This window comes from Streptomyces endophyticus, assembly GCF_035798155.1.
In the GTDB taxonomy this organism is placed as follows: domain Bacteria; phylum Actinomycetota; class Actinomycetes; order Streptomycetales; family Streptomycetaceae; genus Streptomyces; species Streptomyces endophyticus.
On record NZ_JAOZYC010000035.1, the window covers coordinates 18,946 to 41,106 of the forward strand.

The following is a 22,161-nucleotide window of genomic DNA, read 5'->3' on the forward strand; positions in this document are numbered from 1 at the left end:
TCCGGAATTCGCACAACTCCGATGATCCGTAAGGGGGAACACCATGAAGAAGATTTCTGTCCGCAAGGCTGGACCCATCCGCCTGACCACGGCCTGCTACTACCTCTGTGGCGACGCCGCGTAATTTGCGCCTCCCCGGCCGGGGTCGGACCGCCTTCGGGGTCCGGCCCCGGCCACCTGCAACTCCCGTCTCCCACAAGGGGGTGTGCCGGATGAACGGCACCGTTCGTCTGCACCGGCTCACGATGGTCACCGAGGACGACGGCGTGATGGTCGGCCGGCCCGACACCGGTTCGTACGCGGTGTTCCCCGAGGAGGGGGCACAGGCGCTGCGGATGTTCGCCGACGGGGTGCCCGTCGGCGAGGTCGCCGACTGGTACGAGCGCACGTGCGGCGGCCCGCTCGACATGGACGACTTCCTGGAAACCCTCGCCGACCTCGGCTTCCTGCACACCGGCGGGCCGGTGGCGGAGCAGCGGCGGGTGCGCTGGCAGGGGCTCGGCAGAGCGCTGTTCTCCTGGCCGGCCTGGGCTGCCTACGCCGTCCTCGTGGCGGCCGCGGTGACCATGATGGTGCGCGACCCCGGACTGCGGCCCTCGTACCACCAGGTGTTCTTCACGCACTACTTGACGCTCATTCCGCTGACCGTCTTCGCGCTCGCGCTGCCGTGCATCGTCGTGCACGAGGCGTTCCACGCGCTCGCCGCGCGGCGGCTCGGACTGCCGTCCACACTCGGGATCGGGCGCAGGCTCTACTACCTGGTCGCGGAGACCCGGCTCGATTCACTGCTCAGCGTGGAGCGCAGGAAACGCTATCTGGTTTTCTGGGCGGGCATGTTGGCGGATGTGATCCTGCTCTGCGGCTTCACGCTGTTATCGCTCGCGCTTGACACAAACGCAATTCCGTCCTGGATTCACAAACTCTGTCTTGCTGTCGCCTTCACCTGTGTCCTGCGCCTCATCTGGCAATTCCTGTTCTATTTGGAGACGGACATCTATTACGTGGTGTCGACCGCTACCGGATGCACGGATCTGCAGAATGCGTCGCGGTTCCGGCTGCGCACCGGGTTCCGCAGGACACTGCGGCTCGCGCCGCCGACGCCGGACACCGAGTGGTCGCAGCGCGACCACGCCGTGGCCCGCTGGTACGCGCCGCTGCTCTTCGCCGGGTACGGATTCTCGCTGGCCTCGCTGGCCTGGGCCGGGATCCCCACCGCCACGCACTTCTGGACGACGGTCGCGGACCGGCTCGGCGACCCGCACACCCCGTTCTGGGACCTGGTCGACGCGGCGGGCTTCCTGCTCCTGTCCGGCCTCCAGATCGGGCTGCTCGTCCACGTCACACTGCGGGACCGCCGGAACCGGTCCCGCCCCCACTCACCTCAAGGAGCCCTGACATGACCGCTCTTCTGTCGACACACCACTGGTGGTTCGACGCCACCGCGGACACCACGGCCGCGGAGTCACCGCCGTCCCCGTCCCTGGAGGTCAACTGCCACCGTCGGTTACGCGGCCCGTTCACCGCCGCGCACTTCCTCCTGCACCAGGCCGTTCCCCAACTGGTGGAGCGGGACCGTGAGTTGGTGGCCTCGGCGCGGGCGACCGAGGTGGAGTCGATCGCCCCCGAGCTGATGGAGATCGTGCCGACACCGCCGCAGACCCTCACCAATCTCGCCGACGCCAAGGAGCGCACCCGCTTCTATCCGGCGACCCGCGCCCTGCGCATCGCGCACGGCGTCGCCGAACTCCTCATGGACTGGGCGCGGGTGGCCCATCCGCGCGGACTCACCCTCGCCTTCCGGGGCCTGGACGAGGCCGATCCCACGGACCGCGATCTGGTGGCCGTGCTGCTACGGCGCTGCGATCCCGCCACCCTGACCGTGGTCGTGGACGGCGCGGGGGCGGCCGACGACCTGCTCGGCAGGGCGCTCGCCGGACACACCCGCCGGGTGCCCCGACTTCCGTTCGTGGACGCCGAGTTGCTGCCCGACACGGACCTCGCGCAGCGCTACATCGACGGCGACGGCACCAGTGACGACGCACGCCTGCGCCGCGCCTACGAAGCGCTGCCCGCGGCCGAGCGGGCCCGCCGGCACACCGCGCGCGCCGAACTGCTCGCCGGGCGGGACGAGCCGACGCTGCGGCTCGGCGCGATCCCGTACCACCTGGAGCACGGCACGGACCCGCGGGGCGCGGGCGTCGAGGCGATCGTCCAGGCCGTCACCGCCTGCTTCAACAAGGGGTTCTACGAGGCCGTGGTGGACCTCGCCGAACGCGGCAGGGCACTGCTTTCCGGTGTCGAACCCGACCGTACGTACTGGAACCTGACGCACAAGACCGGCGCCTGCCTGTGCTATCTGGGGCGCGGCGCCGACGCGTTCGGCTACTTCGAGGAGATGCGGCGCGGCTCCACCTCGCCGGACGCGCACATGGGGACCGCGTACCTCATGGCGATGCTGTACACCCGGTTCCTGCCGAAGGACGCGCACGACGAGGACCTCGCGCTCGCCTGGGTGAACACGGCGATCTCGATCGCGGACGTGCACCCCGATCCCGACAAGCGGGTCCTGGTACGGGCGTTCATGCGCAACGCGCGGGCCCTGGTCGAGCTGCACCGCGGCAACGTCGACGGCTCGCTCGCCCTGGTCGACGAGGCGATGGCGATCACGGACGCCGACTTCGGCCCGGACGAGCAACTCCTGCACCGCTCTGTGCTGTTGTACAACCGGGCACAGGTGCGCGGCGCGCGCGGCGACCACGCCGCTTCGCTGGCCGACTACGACGAGGTGATCCGCCGCGACCCGGACTATGGCGACTACTACTTCGAGCGGGCCGCCCAGCACCGCGCGCTCGGCGCGACCCGCGAGGCACTCGCGGACTACGCGGCGGCGATCCGCCTCACCCCGCCGTTCTACGAGGCGCACTTCAACCGGGCCGACCTGCTGCGGGAGTTGGGCGACGACGCGGGCGCACTGCGCGATCTGGACTACGCCCTGGCCGTCGAACCGGACCATGTCGACTCGCTGCTGCACCGCGCGGACCTGTCCCTGGAGCGCGGCGACTTCGACCGGGCCCGCGCGGACATCGGCCACGGCCTGGACCTGGCGCCCGGAAACTCGCACCTCCTCGCCGCTCAGGGGGCGTTGCACTCCGAGCTGGGTGACACGCGAGCCGCGTTGGAGAGCTACTCGGCGGCCCTGAAAGCGGACCCGGGCTGCCTCGCCGCCTGGGCGAACCGGGCCGTCCTCGCCTTCGACGCGGGCCGCCCCGCCGAGGCCGTCGACGACCTGGACGCGGCCCTCGCGCTCGACGACGACGCGGAACTGCGGGCCAACCGGGCCGTGGCGCTCCAGTCCCTGGGCGAGCACCGGCGCGCGGCCGCCGACCTGGACCGCGCGCTGACCTCGTCCGAAGGACCGCCCGACCCGGAGCTGTTCTACCTGCGGGGCGTCAGCCGCTTCGCCCTCGACGACCCGACCGGGGCGCTCACGGACTGGCGCGCCCACCTGGACGCCTACGAGCGGGACGACGCCTCACCGCACGCCGAGGAGATCCACGCCCGCGCCGGGGCCGCGCTAGGTCCTGTACGGAGTTCTGGCGTGGGAGAAGGAGCGGTGCCTGGTGCCTTCGAATCCAAGGCGGAGGAGGGAGGCGACGCGGAGCGTCGTCGACCGACGACAACGCCGGAGGCGGAGGTGCCAGGCACCGCGACGCCACGCCAGAACTCCGTACAGGACCTAAGGGAGGGCGCGGCGTGACCGCCGAGGCGACGAGTCCGCCGCACATCGAACCGGCGCGGGCCGACCTCGTACGGTCCGCGCTGCGGCGGCACGCCAAGGGGGTCGCCGTGGTCACGGTCGGCGGGGAGCGGCCCGCCGGGTTCTGCGTCACCTCGCTGGCCTCGCTCTCCCTCGACCCGCCGCTCCTGTCGTTCACGGTGGGCCTGCGGTCGGGTTCGTGGGAGGCGGTGCGGGACGCGACGTGGGTGATGGTGCAGCTCCTCGCGGCCGGCCAGGAGGAGGTGGCGCGGGCCTTCGCGGGCCCGCGCCACGCCCGCTTCGGGCCGCGCACCTCCTGGCACCGCGACCCGCTGGGGCTGCCCGCCCTGGACGGCGTACTGGCCCGCTTCGTGCTCGCACCGGTCAGCATGCGCCCGGTGGGCGACCACGCCCTGGTCATCGGGCTCGTGGTGCGGGCGGGCCGGGTCGCGGAGGCGGGGCCGCTGGTGCACCACGACGGGACGTTCGTCGACCTCCCGGGACCGCCCGGCTCGGCAGGCACGACGGGCACGACGGGCACGACGGGCACGACGGGCACGGCAGGCGCCCCGCACTGAGCCATTGGTACAGTCGGCCGCGTTCCGCCGCGCCACCGAAGGAGCCCGACGCCATGGCCGTGGACCAGCTCGACACCCGCATCCTGCGGCTCCTCCTGGAACAGCCCCGCACCAGCATGCGCGAGTACGCCCGGATCCTCGGAGTCGCCCGCGGCACGCTCCAGGCCCGGGTCGACCGGATGGAGCGGGACGGCGTGATCACCGGCGTGCAGCCCTCCCTCTCCCCCGCGGCCCTCGGCCACCCGGTGCTCGCCTTCGTGCACATCGAGACCACGCAGGGCCACCTGGGGGACGTCGGGGACGAGCTCGCCGGAGTGCCGGAGATCATCGAGGCGTACTCCACCACCGGCGGCGGCGACCTCCTCGCCCGCGTGGCGGCACGCGACGCCGAGCACCTGGAGGATGTGATCCAGCAGCTCAACCGCCTGCCGGGCGTGGTCCGCACCCGCACAGAGGTGGCGCTGCGCGAGCGCGTCCCGCACCGCCTGCTGCCGCTGGTCGAGGCGATCGGGAAGGCGGCGGGACACGCGCGCGGATGATCGGGGGACCCCGGTCCTGCATCCTGGGTCACATGAGCGACGCGAACCACCCCTCGTACCACTTCGGCGACACCGCGGTCGTCTTCGATCTCGACGGCACCCTCGTCGACAGCGAGCCGAACTACTTCAAGGCCTCCCTCGCCACCCTCGCCCGGCAGGGCGTCAAGGACTTCACGTGGGCCGACCACGAGACGTACGTCGGGATCTCCACGCTGGAGACCATCGGCATCTGGAAGCGGCGGTACGGCATCGACGTGCCGGACGGCGAACTCCTTGAGGAGATGAACGCCCGCTATCTGGAGCTGGCGCGCGCCGACACCCATGTCTTCCCGCAGATGCGGCTGTTCGTCGAGCGGCTGCACGCGGCGGGCGTGCCGATGATCGTCGCGTCGGGCTCATCGCCGGAGGCCATCGACGCGATCCTCACCGGTACGGGGCTCGGGGCGCAGCTGCCGCTGTATGTGTCGGCGGACGAGGTCGAGCACGGCAAGCCGGCGCCCGACGTGTTCCTGGAGGCGGCACACCGGCTCGGCTCGCGGGCCTCGCACTGTGTGGTCCTGGAGGACGCGGCGCCGGGGGCCGCCGCCGCGCACGCGGCCGGCATGCGCTGCATCGCGCTGCCGTATGTCGCGGCGCAGGCGGACGACCCGGCGTTCACCACGGCCGACCTGCTGTTCAAGGGCGGTCAGGAGGAGTTCACTGCGCGGGCCGCGTGCGAGTGGCTCGAGCGCTCAGCTCCGTCTTCCTGATCTTCCCGGTGGGGGTGAGCGGCAGCTCGTCGAGTATCTCGACGATGTGCGGGACCTTGTACGTCGCCATGGCCCCGGCCGCCCACTCCTTCAGCGCGTCCCCGGTGAGCGCGGAGCCAGGGACGGTGCGCGCGAACGCGTAGGGCCGCTGGCCGCTCTCCGGGTCCTCGACGGCGACCACCGCGGCGGCGAGCACGTCGGGGTGCTGGGCGAGCAGGGTCTCCACTTCCGTCGGGAAGACGCTCATGCCCTTCACCTTGATCATGTCCTTGTCGCGGCCCAGGTAGTGCAGGCACCCCTCCTCGTCGAGGGCGCCGATGTCCCCGGTGTGCAGCCAGCCGTCGCGCAGCGCACTCGCGGTCGCCTCGGGCGCGCGCCAGTACCGCGTGAGCACGGACGGGCCGCGCACCACGATCTCGCCCCGCTCCCCCAGCGGCAGCGGCTCACCGGTCGTGAAGTCGACGACCATGAAGTCCGTGCCGGGGACCGGCAGTCCGCAGAACACCGGGTCGCTCAGCAGATCGCGGTCGCCGTCCTGGAAGCCGAGTGTGTTGGTGTCACTGGTGTGTGTCTCGGTCATGCCGTACGAGGCCTCGCGCAGCACACTGTGCTCGCCGACCGCCGCCTTCCACCGGGCGCGCAGGGCCGGGGTGAGCTTGCGGATGAAGGAGACGGTGAGCGGGGTCGACAGGCTCGTCAGGTCGCGTCGCGCGAAGTCGGGGTGGTCGAGCAGTTCGAGGTAGTTCTCGACGGTGCCGGCCATGGTGGTCACGCCGTGGGTCTCGATGGCGTCGAGGACCTCGGCCGCGTTCCAGCGGGTGAGCAGGATGCTGGTGCCGCCGGAGACGAGCGGGGCGAGGATGCCGAGGTTCTCGCCCGCGATCCAGAAGATGGGCAGGTAGCAGACGGAGACGATGCCGCGTGCCTGCTCCTCGTCCGTGGCGGTGCGGCCGTTGTCGATGGCGGTCGCCGTGTAGACCATGTGCCGCTGGGTGTGCTCGCAGCCCTTGGGCAGTCCGGTGGTGCCTCCGGTGTAGTTGAGGGCGGCGAGCGCGTCGAGGTCGTCGGCGACGGTCTCGTGGCGGTCGTGGGCGACGGCCCGCGGCCAGTCGGCGTCCGCGAGCACGGTGCGCACGGGGGTGTCGGCGCGCACCTCGTCGACGGCGGGCAGCAGCGCGTCCCGCGTGACGATCAACTCCGGTCCCGCGTCGTTCAGTTCGTGCCGCAGCTCGGCCGCGCGGAACATCGGGTTCACCGGCACGTGCACCGCGCCGATACGGAGCACGGCGAGCAGGGCGACGACGAAGCGGGCCCCGTTCGGGAGGAACACGCCGACGCGGTCGCCGATCCGCACTCCCTGTTCGGTCATCCAGCCCGCCAACCGGGCGCTCTGGTCGTCGAGTTGCCGGTAGCTGAGGGTCTCGGCCGCCGTGACGATCGCGGGCCGGTCCGGATGGAGCTCGGCCCAGCGGGCCACATGTCCGGGAAGCGTCAACTCCCCGCCCGCATGGCGGGTTTCGGACGGCTGGCGGCCGGACCTGGACGTGGCCTGGCGGGCGCGCAGGTCGTGCAGATACGCCTCGACTGCTGTGCGGGTGGACAACGTGCGGCTCCCTACTGCTGCGGTGCTGCTCCGATACCGAGAAGGTGCAGGTACATGGCGGTCGCGTCGGCGACCGCGCGTTCGTACGTGGCCGGCCGCTCGGCGACGAGCCGCGCGAACTCGATGCTCATGCCGCCGACGGCGCGGGACAGGGTGAGCGGGTCGACGACCGGGTGCGCCCGGCCCTCCGCCGCGACCCTGCGTACGTAGCGGGCGGCCCGGCGGACCGGACGCTCGCGGATCTCCTCCCACAGGGCGCGCACCTCGGCGTCGCCCCGCGCCTGCTGTTCGAGCAGGACGAGCAGGGGCAGGTGCCGCGCGTACGCGGCGATGAACGCGGCCGTGGAGGCGCGCGCCACCGCCGCCACGTCGTCGGTGTCCACTCCGGGTACGTCCTGCGCGGTGAGGAACGCGTCCCGTACGCGCCCCGCGAGCACCCGGAAGACCTCTTCCTTGGACGCGAAGTAGACGTAGAAGCCGGCCCGTGACACCTCGGCCTGCGCCGTGATGTCGGCGATCGTCGCCGGGCCGTAGCCGAGCCGCGCGAAGACCTGCTCGGCCGCGTCGAGCAGCCGTCCGCGCGCCGGGGCGTCGGTCCGGTCGCGGGCGGTGCGGGTCGCCCATTCCTGCCGCCGGGGCGGTCTGTCCTGCTGACTGCGTGCCACAGCGCCAGAGTATTGACGTTGACGTCAGTGTCAATGAGCATGGCGGAATCCGCGTTCGGAACCTCGACAACCTCGGCTCCGAACCCGACTTCGACTTCCCGGAGGGGCACATGGGGTCTGCCGCCGTACTCGTCGCCAACCGAGGGGAGATCGCCGTACGGGTACTGCGCGCCGCCGCCGAACTCGGGCTGCGCACGGTGGCCGTGCACGAGCCGGGCGACGAGACACATCTGCACCTGGCGGACGAGGCCGTGCCGCTCGCGGCGGGCGGCTATCTGGACGCCGAGGCGCTGGTGGCCGCCGCGCGCCGGGCCGGCTGTACGTATCTCCACCCCGGTTACGGCTTCCTGAGCGAGTCCGCGGCGCTCGCCCGGCGGTGCGCGGACGCCGGTGTCACCTTCGTGGGCCCGGCACCGGAGGTGCTGGACCTGTTCGGGGACAAGGCACGCGCCCGTGCGCTCGCCGTCGAGACGGGCGTGCCGGTCCTGCCCGGTACGGCGGGTGACACCACGCTGGAGGAGGCGCGGGCGTTCCTCTCCGACGGACCCGTGATGGTCAAGGCCGTGGGCGGGGGCGGCGGGCGTGGGATGCGGGTCGTACGGGACGCGGCCGAGCTCGACGAGGCGTGGCAGCGGTGCGCCTCCGAGGCGCAACAGGCCTTCGGCCGCGGCCAGTTGTACGTGGAGCGCCTGTGGGAGGGCGCCCGGCACATCGAGGTGCAGATCGTCGGCGACGGTGCCACCGCGAGTCACCTGTGGGAGCGGGACTGCAGCGCGCAGCGCCGCCACCAGAAGCTCGTGGAGATCGCCCCGGCGCCGGGGCTCGACGCCGCCGTGCGCGACCGGCTCCTCGACGCCGCGCTGCGCCTGGCCGGTGCCGCCCGCTACGCGGGCGTCGGCACGGTCGAATTCCTGGTCCGGGGCGCCGAGTTCGTGTTCATGGAGGCCAATCCGCGCCTCCAGGTGGAGCACACGGTGACGGAGGAGGTGACGGGTGTCGACCTGGTCGCGGCGCAGCTGCGGATCGCGGCGGGCGAGAGCCTGGCCGACCTCGGTCTCGCCGGGGAGCCGGCAGCCCCGCGCGGTTTCGCCGTGCAGTTGCGGGTGAACGCGGAGGTCACGGGGCCGGACGGCGCGGTGCGCCCGTCGGCGGGGCGGCTCGCGCGCCTCGACGTGCCGACGGGCCCCGGTGTGCGCGTCGACACCGCCGCCCGCACCGGCACCGAACTCGGCACGCGCTACGACTCCCTCCTCGCCAAGGTCGTCGCGCACGCTCCGGCCGGTGACTTCGCGGCGGCGTGCGCGCGGGCGCGGCGGGCGCTCGACGAGTTCACGGTGGAGGGCGTGCGGACCGGCATCCCCTTCCTGGCCAGGCTGCTCGACCACCCCGGTTTCACGGCGGGTGGCTTCGACACCGCCTTCGTACAGCGCCACCTCGCCGAGCTCGCACCACCCGCCGTCACCGCACCGGACGATGCCACCGAGCCGGGCACGGTGACCGCGCCCATGGCGGGCACGGTCGTCACCGTCGAGGCCGCGCCCGGCCAACTCGTCGCGGCGGGCACCACCTTGCTCGTACTGGAAGCGATGAAGATGGAGCACGTGGTGCGCGCCGAGCACGCGGGGGTCGTCCGTGCGGTGGCCGCGGGTGTCGGCGAAACGGTCGCCGAGGGCGCCGAGTTGGTGCTGCTCGACGTGACGGAGAGCGGTGGCGCCCAGGAGGTCGCGGCCGAGGAGCTCGACCTCGACGCGGTGCGTCCCGACCTCGCGCAGGTCGTCGCGCGGCACGCCTTCGGCCTGGACGAGAACCGTCCCGAAGCGGTCGCCAAGCGGCATGCGACCGGGCTCCGTACGGCCCGCGAGAACATCGAGGACCTGTGCGACCCGGGGACGTTCACCGAGTACGGCGCGCTCGCGGTGGCCGCGCAGCGGCGGCGCCGACCGCTGGACGACCTGATCCGCTCGACGCCCGCCGACGGCATGGTGACCGGCACCGGCAGGATCGGCGGCGCACCCGCGGTCACGATGTCGTACGACTACACGGTGCTCGCCGGGACCCAGGGTCACAACAACCACCGCAAGACGGACCGGATGCTGCATCTGGCCGAGGAGCGCGGACTGCCCGTCGTGCTGTTCGCGGAGGGTGGCGGGGGCCGCCCCGGCGACACGGACACGTCGTCGATCGCGGGCCTTGACGTCATGACGTTCCATCAAATGGCCCGGCTCAACGGGAAGGTGCCGCTGGTCGGCATCGCGTCGGGCCGCTGCTTCGCGGGGAACGCGGCGCTGCTCGGCAGCTGCGACGTCATCATCGCGACGCCCGAGGCGAACATCGGGATGGGCGGTCCCGCGATGATCGAGGGCGGTGGCCTCGGCGTACACCGCCCCGAGGACATCGGCCCGCTGTCGGTGCAGGTGCCGAACGGGGTGGTGGACCTGCCGGTCGCCGACGAGGCGGAGGCGGTCCGCGCGGCCCGCGCCTACCTGTCGTACTTCCAGGGGCCGCAGGCGAATTGGGAAGCTCCCGACCCCCGGCGCCTTCGTCACACCATCCCCGAGAACCGGCGCCGCGCCTACGACATCCGCGCCGCGATCGAGGGACTCGCCGACACCAACTCGGTGCTCGAACTGCGCCGCGGCTTCGGCGTCGGCATCATCACGGCGCTGGTCCGGATCGAAGGCCGCCCGATGGGCCTGGTCGCCAACAACCCGGCACACCTCGGCGGCGCCGTCGACCGGGACGCCGCGGACAAGGCGGCACGCTTCCTGCGGCTGTGCGAGGCGTTCGGCCTCCCGGTCGTCTCACTGTGCGACACACCCGGCTTTATGGTCGGCCCGGACTCCGAACGCACCGCGACGGTACGGCAGTTCGCGGACCTGTTCGTCGCGGGCGCCCGCCTCACCGTCCCCTTGGTCTGTCTCGTGCTGCGCAAGGCGTACGGGCTCGGGGCGATGGCCATGATGGGTGGTTCGACGCGGGCGCCGCTCGGCACGGCGTCCTGGCCGAGCGGCGAGTTCGGCGGGATGGGCCTGGAGGGCGCGGTGCGGCTCGGCTACCGGCGCGAACTGGAGGCGATCGCCGATCCCGCCGAGCGGGAGCGGGCGTTCGAGGCGCGGGTCGCCGAGATGTACGAGCACGGGAAGGCGGTGAACGCGGCGGCGGCACTGGAGATCGACGCGGTCATCGACCCGGCGGATTCCAGGAGTTGGATCATGTCGGCGCTCGACGTGCCGGCCACGCCCTCGCGGGCGCCCGCGCATTGATGCACACCAAGAGGGGTACTCCGTCGATCATGCGTATCAGTGTGGTGGATGTCGGTTCGAACACCGTGCGTCTCGCGATCGCGGACGCGCGCGACGGGGCGCCGCTGCCGGTGCACACGGCCAAGCGGCGACTACGTCTGTCCGAGCTGGTGGACGGCGACCGCAGACTGGGGCCCGCGGCCGTCGAGCGCGTGGTCGACGCGGTGCGGGCAGCGGTCACGGAGGCCGAACGCTGGGGCAGCGACGAACCGTTCGTCTTCGCCACGGCCATCATCCGGGACGCGCCGAACCGGGACGAGGTGCTCGACGCCGTCGAGGAGGGCACCGGGGTGCGGCCCCGGGTGCTGCCCGGCGAGGTGGAGGCCGAGCTGACGTTCCTCGCGGCGCGGCGCTGGATGGGCTGGCGGGCCGGGCCGCTCGGCGTCCTCGACATCGGCGGCGGTTCGCTCGAGGTCGCCTTCGGGCGTGGCCGGCTCCCCGAGTTCGCGATCTCGCTGCCGCTCGGGGCGGGGCGGCTCACGCGCGAACATCTGCCGGGCGACGGGGCGCCGCCGACGGAGCTGGAGCTGAAGGCGCTGCGCCGCCATGTGCGGCACCAGCTCAGGGACGTCGCGGCGCGGATCCGCTGGGAGGGGCCGCTCACGGCGGCGGCCACGTCCCGTACGTTCACGCAGCTCGCGCGCCTGTGCGGGGCGTCGCCCGGGCGTCATGGTCCGTTCGTGCCACGGCGGTTGAGCCGCAGGTCGCTTGGTCTGGCGGTCACCGAGCTCGCGGCGCTTCCGGCCGAGCGGCGCGCGGAGCTGCCCGGCATCTCCGCGCCCCGGGCGTCGCAGTCCCTCGCGGGGGCGCTCGTCGGCCACACGGCGATGAAGCTCATGGGCATCCGCGAACTCACGGTCTGCCCGTGGGCGATCCGGGAGGGCATTCTGCTGCGCCACATCGAGGGTGACGCGGGGTGGTCCGCGAGCGGCCATCCGGCTCTGCACCTGGCGGCCGACCGTGCTTACGCCACGGGGCTCCGCCCCGGACCCCGCTCCTCAATCGCCGGAGGGGCTTGATGTGACCTCGCCTTGGGCAATCTGCCGCCTTGGGCGGCAGGGTGGGCAAGGCGGCCCCCGGTGCCGCGCAACCGTGGAGGGGGCGTCAACCCGCCCCGCGGACCAGCTCGATGGCTCGGCCCAGTGTCGACAGGCGTGCGGCCACCGTGTCACCCGCCGGGTACAAGCGGACCGTGTCCACCCCCGCGTCCCGCCACACCTTCAACCGGTCCCGCACCATGGCCTCCGTGCCGATGAGCGTCGTGGCGAGCACCATGTCGTCGGTGACCAGGGCGGTGGCCCCGTCCCGGTCGCCGGCCTGCCAGCGTTCGCGGACGGCCGCGGCGACCTCGGCCCAACCCTGCCTGCTGTAGGCCTGGTTGTAGAAATTGGTGGTGGCGGAGCCCATGCCGCCGAGGCTGAAGGCGAGCTCCTTCTTGCGGCTGCCCACCACGGCGGCCAGCTCCTCCTCGTCCTCGACGAAGTTCACCTCGGCCCCCTGGCAGATGTCGAGGTCGGCCCTGGTCCTGCCGGACGCCGCGAGCCCCGCGTCCAGGTGGTCGAAGTACGCCTCCTTGGCCCCCTCGGGCACGAAGCTCGTCCCGAGCCACCCGTCGGCGACCTCCCCGGTGAGCCGCAGCATCTTCGGCGACAACGTGGCCAGGTAGATGGGCAGTTCGTGCTCGGCCCGCATCGAAAGACGCATCGGCCTCGCGTCGCCGCCGGGCATCGGCAGCGTGAACTCCCGCCCCTCGTAGGCGAGTTTCTCGCCGGTCGCCGCCATCCGCACGATCTCGACGGTCTCCCGCATCCGGGCCAGCGGGCGCGCGAACGGCACCCCGTGCAGCCCCTCGATCACCTGCGGTCCTGACGGGCCGAGCCCGAGCAGGAAGCGGCCCTCGGAGATGTTCGACAAGGTGATCGCGGCGCGCGCGATGGCGGCCGGGGTACGGGTGGCGAGCTGGATGATGCCGGATCCGAGCAGCATCCGCTCGGTGCGCGCCGCCAAGTACCCCAGCGGGGACGGCGCTTCGGAGCCCCAGGCCTCGGCGACCCAGCAGATGTCCAGGCCCAGCTTCTCGGCCTCGGTGACGAAGTCGACGGTCTCCCGCCAGTTCCCGCCGGACGCCTCGATGGTGGTCGACGTACGCATCACAGAACCTCGTTCCCCTCGGCGAGGGCCTTCAGCCCGTCGAGTGCCGCGCCCATCCCCCGCTCCCACTCCCGCAGCCGCCCGTACACGATCTTCTGCTCCTTCTCCGGCATCCGGTCGATGGCGTACGAGAGGCCGGAGCGACCGGGCCCCATCCGCGCCCACTGCGTCAGCTCGGTGCCCCCGCCCTCCCCCTCCGCCAGGCTGAACCGCCATACGGCGCTGGGCTGTTCGGGATCGCCCACGGCCCACGCGAAGACCCGCTCCGGCACGCACTCGACGACACACGAGGTGGTCTCCCACGCGCCGAACGCCTCGTGCCGACTGCGCCCCAGGAAGCGGGCGCCGACGCCGCGCACCTCGTCCAGCCACTCGGCCGACTGCAGTTCGGCGCTGAACCGGGGCATCAGGCCGACATCACTGACCAGCTCCCACACCCGGCCCGGCGGCGCCGCGATCGTGCGCCGCACCTCGACGGTCGGCGTGTCCGCGTAACGTGCGCCCGTCCACTCCATCGTGCTCCACCTCTCCGTAGAACAGCCTGCGTAGAACCCCTGCGACCACGAGAGTTTCGTAGATGGACTCACTACGTCAAGAGCAATCCGGCTACCGAAGGGACCGGTTCAGCGGGTGAAGCGCGCCGCGATGTCGGGGCGCCGCGCGAGCTTCTCCGGGTAGCCGGGGCCCATCCGCGCGTGGGTGTCGTCGGCGGTCATCGGCTCACCGCAGTGCGCGCAGACCACCGCTGCCTCGCTCTCGTGCCCGCACCGGTCGTGCTCGAAGACGACGGGCGCGCCCTCCTCGCCGGACAGCCAGCGGTTGCCCCAGGCGTTCATGGCGGCGAGGACGCCGAAGAACTCGCGCCCTTTCTCCGTCAGGACGTAGTCGTGCCGCACCGGAGCGCTGTCATAGGCACGCTTCTCCATCAGCCCCGCCTCGACCAGCCGCCGCAGCCGCTCCGCCAGGGTCGTCCGGGCGATGCCGAGCTCCTGCTGGAACACGTCGAAGCGGGTGATGCCGTAGAACGCCTCGCGCAGCACGAGCGGCGTCCACCAGTCCCCCAGGAGGTCCATGGTGCGGGCGATGGAGCAGGGCCAGTCGGCAAAGGAAGTGCGCCTCATGACCGAAAGGATACGGACGGGCCAAGGAGCGGGTCTCGGTACAGGACTCAGGACGTGACATTCACCATGAACGGCGCGGACCCATTGTGATGACACCCCCACCCCTGATCATCTGAAGGCTCGACAACGCACCGAGCAGGAGGCCCCGTTGTTCGCTTCCGTGGACGAAGTCACCACGCGCCTGGCCGGGACCGGCTATCTGGCCTCGCCCGCCGTGGCGACCACCGTCTTCCTGGCCGCCAGGCTCGGCAAGCCGCTGCTCGTCGAGGGCCCGGCGGGCGTCGGCAAGACAGAACTCGCGAAGGCGGTCGCCGCGATCAGCGACGCCCGCCTGATCCGCCTCCAGTGCTACGAGGGCGTGGACGAGAGCCGCGCGCTCTACGAGTGGAACCACGCCAAGCAGCTGCTGCGCATCACGGCGGGCCGCGACGAGACCTGGGACCAGACCCGCTCGGACATCTTCAGCGAGGAGTTCCTCCTCCCCCGCCCCCTCCTGACGGCGATCCGCGGCGACGACGCGAAGGTCCTCCTGATCGACGAGATGGACAAGGCGGACGTGGAGGTGGAGGGCCTGCTCCTCGAAGTCCTCTCCGACTTCCAGGTGACCGTCCCGGAGCTGGGCACGATCGCCGCCACCCGGCGTCCCTTCGTGGTCCTCACCTCCAACGCGAGCCGCGAACTGTCGGAGGCGCTGCGCCGCCGCTGTCTCTTCCTCCACATCGGCTTCCCCGAGGAGGAGTTGGAGCGCCGCATCGTCGCCCTGAAGGTGCCCGAGCTCGACGCGGTGCTCGCCGAGTCCCTCGTACGGGTCGTGGGCGCGCTGCGCGCGATGGATCTGCGCAAGGTGCCCTCGGTCGCGGAGACGGTGGACTGGGCGCGCACCCTGCTGGCGCTCGGCGCGGACCGCCTGGACGAGGAGGTCGTACGGGCGTCCCTCGGCGTCGTCCTCAAGCACCAGGAGGACGTGAACACGGCAGCGGCGAAGCTCGACCTGGACGCGGTGTGAGCACGGCTCTCTCGGTCGCGGACCGCGTCACCTCACTCGTCCGGGCGCTGCGCGCACACGGCATCCGGATCGGCACGGGCGAGAGCGTGGACGCCGCGCAGGCGGTGGCGGCGCTCGGCCTGGACAGCCGGGACCATCTGCGCGAGGGCCTGGCGTCCGCGCTCCTCCACGACCAGGGGCAGCGCGCGGTCTTCGACCCGGTCTTCGACGTGTACTTCCCGCACGCGGTGGGCGCGCCCGGGTCGAGTGCCGAAGTGGACAGGGACAGCCTCCGCGAACGCCTCACCGAGGCCCTGACCACGAACGACAGCGCCGCGCTCGCCCGCCTGGCGGCCGAGGCGGTGGACTCCCTCGGCGGCTACGACACGGACGGCTGGTCGTCCCAGCAGACACTCGACCGGCTGCGCCCGCAGACCCTCCTCGCACCCGTCATGTCCGCGATCCGCGCGGGCGGCAGCGGCCAGACCGGGGCGTTCACCGACCGCATCGAGGCGGACGAGATCCGCCGCCGCATCGAGGACTTCCGCGAGGGGGTGCGCGGCGAGGCCCGCCGCAGGGTCGCGGAGGCCCGCAACCGGGACGAGCTGGCCCGCCGCATGCCGGTCCAGACCCCGGACCGCACCCTGTTCCTCTACGCGGACAAGGCCCAACTCGCCGAGCTGCGCCGCACGGTCCACCCCCTGGCCCGCAAGCTGGCCACCCGCCTCGCGGCCCGCCGACGCCGCGCGTCCCGCGGCCACATCGACCTGCGCCGGACGCTGCGCGGCTCGCTCTCGACGGGCGGCGTCCCCATGCGGCCCGTCCTTCGAAAGCGCCGCCCGACCCGCCCGGAACTGGTCCTGCTCTGCGACGTGTCCGGCTCGGTGGCCGGCTTCGCGAACTTCACGATGCTGCTGGTCCAGGCCCTGCACGACCAGTTCAGCAAGATCCGCGTCTTCGCCTTCGTCAACCGGATCGACGAGGTCACCGACCTCATCGCGCACGGCGCCGCCGACGCGGAGGGCCTCGGCGCCCGCATCGCGGCCGAGGCCACGCTGACCGGCTGGCACGGCAGCAGCGACTACGGCACGGCGCTCGGCGAGTTCGTGGAGCGCTACGAGTCCGCGGTGGGCCCCCGCACCACGGTCCTCATCCTCGGCGACGCCCGCAACAACCAGCAGAACCCGAACCTCCCGGCCCTGCGCCGCATCACCCGCGCCTCCCGCCGCACCTACTGGCTCAACCCGGAACCCCGCTCCCAATGGGACACGGGCGACTCCGCGGCCTCCACGTACGCGGAGGTGGTCCCCCTCCACGAATGCCGCAACGCCCGCCAGCTGAGCCACTTGGTGGGCCACCTGCTCCCCGTCTAGGGAACTGTGACGCCCGCCCACGACAGCATCGTGGTCAGCCGTCACAGTCCCGGTCCCGCCCCGGTCCCGGTCCCGCCCCGGCGCACATCCGTCCCGCACGTTCCGTAGCCCTCTCACTTGCGCGATCGTGAAGGGACGTGAAGCGTGATCGGGAGGTTCACCGACCGGGACGGAGGGCGCATGAAGGCGGACGGCCGTGACGCGTACTTCGACAACGCCAAGTACCTGGCGATCGTCCTCGTCGCGCTCGGGCACGCCTGGGAACCGCTGCGCGGGGACAGCCGCGCGGCCTCCGCGCTGTACTTCACCGTCTACACGTTCCACATGCCGGCGTTCATCGTGATCTCCGGATACTTCTCGCGGTCGTTCGACGCGAGCCCCCGACGGATGAAGCGCCTGGTCACGGGCGTGCTCGTGCCGTATGTGATCTTTGAGGTCGCGTATACGTTCTTCAAGCGCACCGTCGGCGACGATCCGGACTACCCGGTCACGCTGCTCGACCCCTGGTATCTGACCTGGTTCCTGATCGCGCTCTTCATCTGGCGGCTCACCACCCCGCTCTGGAAGATCATCCGCGCGCCGCTGCCGCTGGCCCTCGCGGTCGCCGTGCTCGCCGCCGTCTCCCCCGACATCGGTGACGACCTGGACCTTCAGCGGGTGCTGCAGTTCCTGCCCTTCTTCGTGCTCGGTCTGTGCCTGAAGCCGGAGCACTTCCAGCTGGTGCGGCGCCGCCAGGCCCGCATCCTCGCCGTGCCGGTGTTCGTGAGCGCGCTGCTCGTCGCGTACTGGGCCTCACCGCGGATGACCGCCGCCTGGTTCTACCGCCGCGACAGCGCACAGGAACTGGGCGCGCCCGGCTGGACGGGCGTGGTGATGACGCTCGCCCTGTTCGGCTGCTCGGTGATCCTGATGGCCTGCTTCTTCGCGTGGGTGCCGGGGCGCAGGCTCTGGTGCACGGCGCTCGGCGCGGGCACCCTGTACGGCTATCTGCTGCACGGCTTCCTCGCGAAGGGCTCCCGCTTCTGGGGCTGGTACGACCACGACTGGGTGCACACCCCGCTCGGCGAGATCACGGTCACCGTGATCGCCGCGTCGGTCATCACCGTCCTGTGCACACGCCCCGTGCGGTGGCTGTTCCACTGGGCGATGGAGCCCGAGATGCGCTGGGCCTTCAAACCCGAGCCGTCCCCCTCCGACGAGGGACGGTCACCGACCCGCAGCTGAGGGCTGTCGTTCGGGTACGTCGCGGTTTCCTGAGCGCAACGCCGCCGAAACACCGTCTCCCTACCGTCACCACCACACCGGTCATGGCTGCAACGGCCGGTGGGTGTCCGGGTGTTGGGTTTCCGGGGCGCTAACCAGCCGTCTTCCGCCGAGCTGTGAGGAGGAACGATGGCTGTTGTCGAGCATGCCGTCGCGCCCGCACACCAAGGACCCCACCCCGTCGACGTCCGGCCGCCGTGGCGGCGGCTCGTGCCACTGAGCCTGCAGCATCTGCTCGTCGCGTACGCGGGCATGGCCACGATGCCGCTGCTCGTGGGGACCGCGCTGCATCTGCCAGAGGACCGGATCCGGCTGCTCATCAGCGCGAATCTGCTGGTCAGCGGGGTTGCCACGGTGTTGCAGTCGCTGGGTTTCAAGTGGTTCGGGGCGCGGTTGCCGATCGTGATGGGCTCCACGTTCACCGCGATCACTCCCGCGATCCTCATCGGGCAGGAGCACGGGCTCGCCGCCGTGTTCGGGGCGACCGTCGTATCCGGCCTGGTGACGCTGGCCGTCGCTCCGTGGTTCGGGCGCTGTTTGCATCTGTTCCCGCCGCTGGTCACCGGGACGGTCATCGCTGTCATCGGATTCTCGCTGGTGCCTTCGGCCGCCGGTCTCATCGCCGGGGAGGGGTCCGACGGCAGCGGTGGGCGCGGGCTCGCGCTCGCCGCCGGGACGGTGCTGCTCGTGGTGGTCGTGGAGCGCGTCGCGCCGCCTGCGCTCGCCCGGTTCTCGGTGCTCATCGCCATGGCCGTGGGGACCGTGGCCGCGCTGCCGCTGGGGCTGTTCGACGGGTCGGGGGTCGCGGACGCGCGCGTCGTCACGGCGCCCGATCCGACGGCTTTCGGGGCGCCCACGTTCGTGGTGCCCGCCATCGCGGCGATGCTCGTCGTGCAGCTCGTGAACATGGTGGAGTCCGTCGGCGACACCCTCGCGGTCGGCCAGATCGTCGGCCGCGGCGACGACGCGCCCACCGTCGTACGGGCGCTGCGCGCGGACGGGGCCGCCACCGTGCTGTCCGGGGCGCTCGCCTCCTTCCCCATCGTGACGTTCGGGCAGTCGGTGGGCCTGGTGAGCGTGACACGCGTGAAGAGCCGTCATGTCGTGGCCCTGTCCGGGGTGTTGATGGTGGTGCTCGCGTTCGTGCCGGTGCTCGGGGCGGCCGTCGCCGCCGTGCCGGGGCCCGTTCTCGGCGGGGTGTCGCTCGTCATGTTCGGGACCGTGGGCGCCGTCGGGCTGCGCATCCTCGCGCGCGCGGATCTGACCGAGCCGCGGAACCTGCTGACCGTCGCCCTCGCCTTCGCGCTCGGCATGATCCCGCTCGGCGCGCCGGATTTCTACGCGCCGCTCCCCTCGTACGTGCGCACCGTCCTGGACAGCGGCATCGCCATCACCGGGATCGTGGCGTTCCTGCTCAATCTGCTGTTCCACCACACGGGCGCGGCCCGTCTCCGGAAGGAACCTGCCCGATGACACCCGGGACGATCACGGACGTCACCGTCCACAGCGGGGGCCGCTGGCTGCCCGGGATGGACGTGCACATCGCCGACGGGCGGGTCACGGCGCTCGTACCGCACGGTGAACTCCCTTACGACGAAGTGGTGTTGGACGCCGGTGGCGGGCACCTCACTCCCGGCCTCGTCAACACCCACACCCACCTCTTCCAGGCCGGACTGCGCGGCATCGGTGAGGGGCTCGGGCTGCTCGCGTGGCTGAGTGCCGTCGGTGAGGAGGCGGCACTGCTCACGCCCGAGCGGGCCTACGCGACCGCTGCCGCCGCCGCGGCCGAGGCGCTGCGCAGCGGCACCACCACGCTCGTCGAGCACATGTGGCCGCATCCGTCGCCCGAAGTGCACGACGCGGTGCTGCGGGCCCTCAAGGACAGCGGCGTACGGGCCGTGCTGTGCCGGGGCGTCGCCGACCGGGCCGACCGGAGCCGCAAGTGGGGCTTCGATCCGCGGCTGATGCAGCCACTGAAGGAAGCCCTCGCGCACACGGACGAGCTGATCGCGCAGGCGCGCGACAGCCGGGTGGACGTCGGCGTGGCCGTGCCCAACCCGCGGTGTCTGACGCCGGAGGGCATGGGCGCCGTGCGCGCGTATGCCGAGGAGCGCGGGCTGCCGGTCTCGCTACACCTGCTGGAGACCACGACGGACGACGCGATGTGCCGTGACCGTACGGGAGTTGGTGCCGTCGAATATCTGGAGCGGGCCGGCTTCCTGTGGGAGCGGCTGCTCGCCGTGCACTGTGTGGAGCTCGACGCCGAGGGGCGGTCCACCCTCGCCCGGCACGGCGTCGGTGTCTCGTACAACCCGCTGAGCAATATGCGGCTCGGCAGCGGGATCGCGCCGGTGCCCGAGATGCTGGAGGCCGGCCTGAGCGTCGGGCTCGGGGTCGACGGGGCCGCCAGCAACGACACGCAGGACATCCTGGAGGCGCTGCGCATCGGCGCGTATCTGCAGCGGGCCGCGCACCGCAAGGCGGACCTGTTCGGGTTTCCCGAGATGTTCGCGATGGCGGCGGGCGGCGCGAACCGGGTGCTCGGTATCGAGGAGAACCCGGACGGCGGGGTGCGGGTGGGGATGCGGGCGGACCTCGTCCTGCACCGCTTCGACCGGGACTACGCCTGCCTTCCGGTCCGCGATCCGGGGGCGACGCTGCTGACGTGCGCGGGCAGCAGGACGGTGGCGGCCGTGCTGGTCGGGGGCGAGGTACTGGTACGCGACGGAGAGCATGTCCGGCTGCCGTCACGGGAGTTGGCGGAAGGCCTCGCCCATTCAAGCCCCTGCGGCGATTGAGCAGCGGGGCCCGGGGCAGAGCCCCGCGACCGCGCCCCGGGTCACCCTGAGCTTTACGCCCCCGTAACAGCACGCCCCCCACCGGCAACACACACCATGCAGGCTGACCCCATCGCGTGCGGGCCCCGCCCAGGGACCCGCACCAGCCCACGGAGCCCCCCTCACACAGGGACCGGCGACCGTGCACGCGGGCCTCTGAGTGCCCGTGCTGGGGATCGCAGGGGCGGTGACTGCATCCCGTTACGCAACTCCGTGTCCGAGGAGCGACAGCCGCGATGACGAACACCACGCACACACTCGACGAGTTGGCCAAGGAGACCCGCATGGGCGGGGCCGGGACGGAGACGTCCGCCCGGGAGATCCGCCGCATCGACCTCGCCGACTTCGAGCACCGCAAGGCGGAGATCACCGAGGAGCTGTGGGCCGCCGCCACCGACATCGGCTTCTTCCAGCTGGTGAACCACGGCATCGAACCCGCCGCCGTGGACGGCGCGTTCGCCGACGCCGAGGCCTTCTTCGCGCTTCCGGAGGAGACCAAGGCGCGGCACGGCCTGAAGAAGGGGCTCAACTCCGGCTGGGAGTCGATGACCCAGGTGCGTCCCTCGATCGGGACGCCCGACCAGAAGGAGTCGTACCAGCTGACCCGTCCGCACATGGAAGGGCTGTGGCCAAACGACGCGCTGCCCGGGTTCCGGGAGCGGACGCTGGCGTTCGAGGCCCGCTGCCGGGATCTCGCGATGCGGGTGCTGTCCTGCTTCGCGGACGGACTGGGGCTGCCCGAGGGGTTCTTCGCGCGCGCCCACGACCCGGCGAGCCCGCAGTACCAGTCGACGCTGCGCATGCTGCACTACTTCGCCGTGCCCGACGACACCGTGATCCCCGCGAACGTGTGGCGGGCGGGGGCGCACACCGACTTCGACTGCCTGACGCTGCTGTTCCAGCGGGACGGGCAGGGCGGGCTGCAGGTGTGCCCGGGCAAGGAGGCCGAGGCGCAGGAGTGGACGCCGGTCGAACCGGCGGACTCCGTGATCACCTGCAACATCGGCGACATGCTGATGCGGTGGAGCGACGACCGCCTCCCGTCGAACTTCCACCGGGTCAAGTCACCGGGCCCCGCCGACGACCGCTCGGCCCGCCACAGCATCGCCTTCTTCGCCCAGGCCGACCGCGACGTACTGATCGAGGGCCCGGCGGGCCGCTACCCACCGATCACCGCGGCCGACTACATCCAGCAGCGGATCGCTGCCAACTTCGCCCGATAGGCAGGTGGTTGACGT

At 72.0% G+C, this 22,161-nt stretch carries 18 protein-coding genes; 13 read left to right on the top strand and 5 right to left on the bottom strand.

The window, feature by feature from the left end:
- Positions 1-212 precede the first annotated feature (212 nt).
- Genes OKJ99_RS06245 through OKJ99_RS06265 form a run of 5 tightly spaced genes read left to right on the top strand, consistent with a single transcriptional unit; the run spans position 213 to position 5,623 of the window.
- Positions 213-1,400, top strand: coding sequence for a hypothetical protein (locus tag OKJ99_RS06245; RefSeq protein ID WP_326014751.1), 1,188 nt, complete (start codon positions 213-215; stop codon positions 1,398-1,400).
- Positions 1,397-3,757, top strand: coding sequence for a tetratricopeptide repeat protein (locus OKJ99_RS06250; RefSeq protein ID WP_326014752.1), 2,361 nt, complete (start codon positions 1,397-1,399; stop codon positions 3,755-3,757). Before OKJ99_RS06245 ends, OKJ99_RS06250 begins: the two co-directional genes overlap by 4 nt.
- Entirely contained in the window at positions 3,754-4,335 is a 582-nt protein-coding gene (locus OKJ99_RS06255) for a flavin reductase family protein (protein WP_326014753.1), read from the top strand. Before OKJ99_RS06250 ends, OKJ99_RS06255 begins: the two co-directional genes overlap by 4 nt.
- Positions 4,336-4,388: 53 nt before the next feature.
- Positions 4,389-4,874, top strand: a complete 486-nt coding sequence (locus OKJ99_RS06260; RefSeq protein ID WP_326014754.1) for an Lrp/AsnC family transcriptional regulator — start codon at positions 4,389-4,391, stop codon at positions 4,872-4,874.
- Between the two features lie 32 nt (positions 4,875-4,906).
- On the top strand, positions 4,907-5,623 hold the full coding sequence (locus OKJ99_RS06265) for an HAD family hydrolase (protein ID WP_326014755.1): 717 nt from the start codon (positions 4,907-4,909) through the stop codon (positions 5,621-5,623).
- On the opposite strand, the gene OKJ99_RS06270 is transcribed toward OKJ99_RS06265, so the two are convergent.
- Both OKJ99_RS06270 and OKJ99_RS06275 read right to left on the bottom strand, forming a co-directional pair.
- Positions 5,571-7,226: an AMP-binding protein gene (locus OKJ99_RS06270; RefSeq protein ID WP_326014756.1), complete on the bottom strand. Its 1,656-nt coding sequence runs from the start codon at positions 7,224-7,226 to the stop codon at positions 5,571-5,573. The genes OKJ99_RS06265 and OKJ99_RS06270 overlap by 53 nt on opposite strands.
- A gap of 11 nt (positions 7,227-7,237) precedes the next feature.
- The gene (locus OKJ99_RS06275) at positions 7,238-7,891 is read right to left on the bottom strand and encodes a TetR/AcrR family transcriptional regulator (RefSeq protein ID WP_326014757.1); all 654 of its coding nucleotides are present in this window, start codon (positions 7,889-7,891) and stop codon (positions 7,238-7,240) included.
- 110 nt (positions 7,892-8,001) lie between these two features.
- On the opposite strand from OKJ99_RS06275, the gene OKJ99_RS06280 reads away from it, so the two are divergent.
- Together OKJ99_RS06280 and OKJ99_RS06285 are read left to right on the top strand one after the other, a co-directional pair.
- Positions 8,002-11,154: an acetyl-CoA carboxylase family protein gene (locus tag OKJ99_RS06280; protein ID WP_326014758.1), complete on the top strand. Its 3,153-nt coding sequence runs from the start codon at positions 8,002-8,004 to the stop codon at positions 11,152-11,154.
- A 29-nt stretch (positions 11,155-11,183) separates the two neighbouring features.
- Positions 11,184-12,212: a Ppx/GppA phosphatase family protein gene (locus OKJ99_RS06285; RefSeq protein ID WP_326014759.1), complete on the top strand. Its 1,029-nt coding sequence runs from the start codon at positions 11,184-11,186 to the stop codon at positions 12,210-12,212.
- A gap of 85 nt (positions 12,213-12,297) precedes the next feature.
- Here the strand turns inward: OKJ99_RS06285 and OKJ99_RS06290 are convergent, their stop codons facing one another.
- The 3 genes from OKJ99_RS06290 to OKJ99_RS06300 all read right to left on the bottom strand — a co-directional run bounded on the left by OKJ99_RS06290 (position 12,298) and on the right by OKJ99_RS06300 (position 14,465).
- Positions 12,298-13,344: an LLM class flavin-dependent oxidoreductase gene (locus OKJ99_RS06290; RefSeq protein ID WP_326014760.1), complete on the bottom strand. Its 1,047-nt coding sequence runs from the start codon at positions 13,342-13,344 to the stop codon at positions 12,298-12,300.
- On the bottom strand, positions 13,344-13,859 hold the full coding sequence (locus OKJ99_RS06295) for an SRPBCC family protein (RefSeq protein WP_326014761.1): 516 nt from the start codon (positions 13,857-13,859) through the stop codon (positions 13,344-13,346). Before OKJ99_RS06295 ends, OKJ99_RS06290 begins: the two co-directional genes overlap by 1 nt.
- A gap of 108 nt (positions 13,860-13,967) precedes the next feature.
- On the bottom strand, positions 13,968-14,465 hold the full coding sequence (locus OKJ99_RS06300; protein ID WP_326014762.1) for a winged helix-turn-helix transcriptional regulator: 498 nt from the start codon (positions 14,463-14,465) through the stop codon (positions 13,968-13,970).
- A gap of 148 nt (positions 14,466-14,613) precedes the next feature.
- Here OKJ99_RS06300 and OKJ99_RS06305 point away from each other — a divergent pair, with 148 nt between their 5' ends.
- The 6 genes from OKJ99_RS06305 (at position 14,614) to OKJ99_RS06330 (ending at position 22,146) form a co-directional block, all read left to right on the top strand.
- Positions 14,614-15,471, top strand: a complete 858-nt coding sequence (locus OKJ99_RS06305) for an AAA family ATPase (RefSeq protein ID WP_326014763.1) — start codon at positions 14,614-14,616, stop codon at positions 15,469-15,471.
- Positions 15,468-16,823, top strand: a complete 1,356-nt coding sequence (locus tag OKJ99_RS06310; protein ID WP_326014764.1) for a vWA domain-containing protein — start codon at positions 15,468-15,470, stop codon at positions 16,821-16,823. Before OKJ99_RS06305 ends, OKJ99_RS06310 begins: the two co-directional genes overlap by 4 nt.
- Before the next feature lie 180 nt (positions 16,824-17,003).
- Positions 17,004-18,047 (top strand): acyltransferase family protein, encoded by a 1,044-nt coding sequence (locus tag OKJ99_RS06315; RefSeq protein WP_326014765.1) that lies wholly within the window; start codon positions 17,004-17,006, stop codon positions 18,045-18,047.
- A 168-nt stretch (positions 18,048-18,215) separates the two neighbouring features.
- Positions 18,216-19,559: a uracil-xanthine permease family protein gene (locus tag OKJ99_RS06320; protein WP_326014766.1), complete on the top strand. Its 1,344-nt coding sequence runs from the start codon at positions 18,216-18,218 to the stop codon at positions 19,557-19,559.
- Positions 19,556-20,884 (top strand): amidohydrolase family protein, encoded by a 1,329-nt coding sequence (locus OKJ99_RS06325; RefSeq protein ID WP_326014767.1) that lies wholly within the window; start codon positions 19,556-19,558, stop codon positions 20,882-20,884. Before OKJ99_RS06320 ends, OKJ99_RS06325 begins: the two co-directional genes overlap by 4 nt.
- A gap of 275 nt (positions 20,885-21,159) precedes the next feature.
- On the top strand, positions 21,160-22,146 hold the full coding sequence (locus OKJ99_RS06330; RefSeq protein ID WP_326014768.1) for an isopenicillin N synthase family dioxygenase: 987 nt from the start codon (positions 21,160-21,162) through the stop codon (positions 22,144-22,146).
- The last annotated feature ends 15 nt before the right edge of the window (positions 22,147-22,161 follow it).

Coding starts and splice junctions, on each gene's coding strand:
- OKJ99_RS06265 (WP_326014755.1), top strand. CDS start 4,907: ATGAGCGACGCGAACCACCCCTCGTACCACTTCGGCGACACCGCGGTC.
- OKJ99_RS06290 (WP_326014760.1), bottom strand. CDS start 13,344: ATGCGTACGTCGACCACCATCGAGGCGTCCGGCGGGAACTGGCGGGAG.
- OKJ99_RS06260 (WP_326014754.1), top strand. CDS start 4,389: ATGGCCGTGGACCAGCTCGACACCCGCATCCTGCGGCTCCTCCTGGAA.
- OKJ99_RS06320 (WP_326014766.1), top strand. CDS start 18,216: ATGGCTGTTGTCGAGCATGCCGTCGCGCCCGCACACCAAGGACCCCAC.
- OKJ99_RS06315 (WP_326014765.1), top strand. CDS start 17,004: ATGAAGGCGGACGGCCGTGACGCGTACTTCGACAACGCCAAGTACCTG.
- OKJ99_RS06285 (WP_326014759.1), top strand. CDS start 11,184: ATGCGTATCAGTGTGGTGGATGTCGGTTCGAACACCGTGCGTCTCGCG.
- OKJ99_RS06245 (WP_326014751.1), top strand. CDS start 213: ATGAACGGCACCGTTCGTCTGCACCGGCTCACGATGGTCACCGAGGAC.
- OKJ99_RS06295 (WP_326014761.1), bottom strand. CDS start 13,859: ATGGAGTGGACGGGCGCACGTTACGCGGACACGCCGACCGTCGAGGTG.
- OKJ99_RS06300 (WP_326014762.1), bottom strand. CDS start 14,465: ATGAGGCGCACTTCCTTTGCCGACTGGCCCTGCTCCATCGCCCGCACC.
- OKJ99_RS06280 (WP_326014758.1), top strand. CDS start 8,002: ATGGGGTCTGCCGCCGTACTCGTCGCCAACCGAGGGGAGATCGCCGTA.
- OKJ99_RS06250 (WP_326014752.1), top strand. CDS start 1,397: ATGACCGCTCTTCTGTCGACACACCACTGGTGGTTCGACGCCACCGCG.
- OKJ99_RS06325 (WP_326014767.1), top strand. CDS start 19,556: ATGACACCCGGGACGATCACGGACGTCACCGTCCACAGCGGGGGCCGC.
- OKJ99_RS06330 (WP_326014768.1), top strand. CDS start 21,160: ATGACGAACACCACGCACACACTCGACGAGTTGGCCAAGGAGACCCGC.